The sequence below is a fragment of the Mesorhizobium sp. B1-1-5 genome (assembly GCF_006443065.1).
In the GTDB taxonomy this organism is placed as follows: Bacteria; Pseudomonadota; Alphaproteobacteria; order Rhizobiales; family Rhizobiaceae; genus Mesorhizobium.
The window spans coordinates 1-1,195 of record NZ_VFWS01000509.1; the positions used below are offsets into that span (position 1 = coordinate 1).

Sequence of the window (1,195 nt, forward strand, 5' to 3'; positions counted from 1 at the left end):
GACCGCGGCCGACCAGCCGCAGCTTGTTCTCGACCGAACATCCGTGCCGAACGGTACGCCGATTAGCGGTACATTGGTAACGCGCAGAGGACTCATCTCCAGCGTTCTGCTGATCGACCACAAAGGCATGGTGTTCAATCTCGACGACCGCATCGTCACCGGGTCGGACAAGGCGACCTTCAGGATCCCGATTGGTCTCGGCGCGGCCGATAAGGCTGCTGGAAAGTCCGTGCCGCAGATAATACTGGTGATCACGGGCCCTCGCGACATTCAGTCGGCTGCCTTCTCCGATCCCACGCCGGCTTCGGCGCTGTTGCCCAAAATCATCGAGGAAGTCGAGACCGACGGATCTCGGTTCTCAGCCACTGCCAAGTATTTCCGGCTCGGCGGATAGCGTGGGCCTAGCATGGAACGCCACCGCTGGTGTTTGACCGCTTGGTCTGCCCTGCCCGAAAAGCAGCAGGTCCGGTTCCAGCCCTATCTGCCCCGAGGGCGCGCATGAAACTCGCGATTATTTTGGGCGCTCCCCTCGCCCTGCTGTTGTCCAGCCAAGCGCGAGCCGAGTTCACGGTCTGCAATCAGACACTCGATGTCGTCAATCTCGCCGTCGGCCAGAAGGTCGACAATGCGGACCAGACCGATGGATGGTGGACCATCGGCGCAAACCAATGCGTGAACGTTATCCGGGAGGAACTGACCAACCGCTACGTCTACATCTATGCAACTGACGTGTTTGGTCATGCCATCCTCGCCGGATTGACCGAAATGTGCATCGAACGGCGACGTTTCTCGATCCGCGGCAGTGACGAATGCTGGCAGCGCGGCCACATCACCGCCCGGTTTCTGGAAGTCGACACCCTCGAACAGGTGCGGTGGACCTTCTTCCTGACCGCAAGCAATCCGTGACACACCATATCGACACGAGCTTCAGACAGAAGAAGCAGGCGCGCGCCGCCCTTCGCAGGCGCACGCTATGGCGTAGATTGATGGTGGGTTTGACCTCGGCTGTGCTGCTTTGCGTGGCCGCCGGTTTTTACCTGACCGCGGACTATTGGTCATTCGGCGACGAAGACGAGGAGTTGCATGCGGTCGAGGGGGCGGACGATGTGCCGGCCGACGCATCCGTCTACGTGCCAGCGCTGATCGATCTGGCGGGGGACCCGATGTGGATCACCCTTGCGCCTGATGCCGGCGC

At 61.0% G+C, this 1,195-nt stretch carries 1 protein-coding gene and 2 pseudogenes; all 3 read left to right on the forward strand.

Annotation, left to right across the window (positions count from 1 at the left end):
* Positions 1–394 (forward strand): annotated as a pseudogene (locus FJ980_RS32810) (serine/threonine protein kinase); the annotation flags it as partial.
* A 104-nt stretch (positions 395–498) separates the two neighbouring features.
* Entirely contained in the window at positions 499–906 is a 408-nt protein-coding gene (locus FJ980_RS32815) for a DUF1036 domain-containing protein (RefSeq protein WP_181165311.1), read from the forward strand.
* Positions 903–1,195, forward strand: a pseudogene (locus FJ980_RS32820) (M23 family peptidase); the annotation flags it as partial. The gene FJ980_RS32815 and the pseudogene FJ980_RS32820, both read left to right, overlap by 4 nt.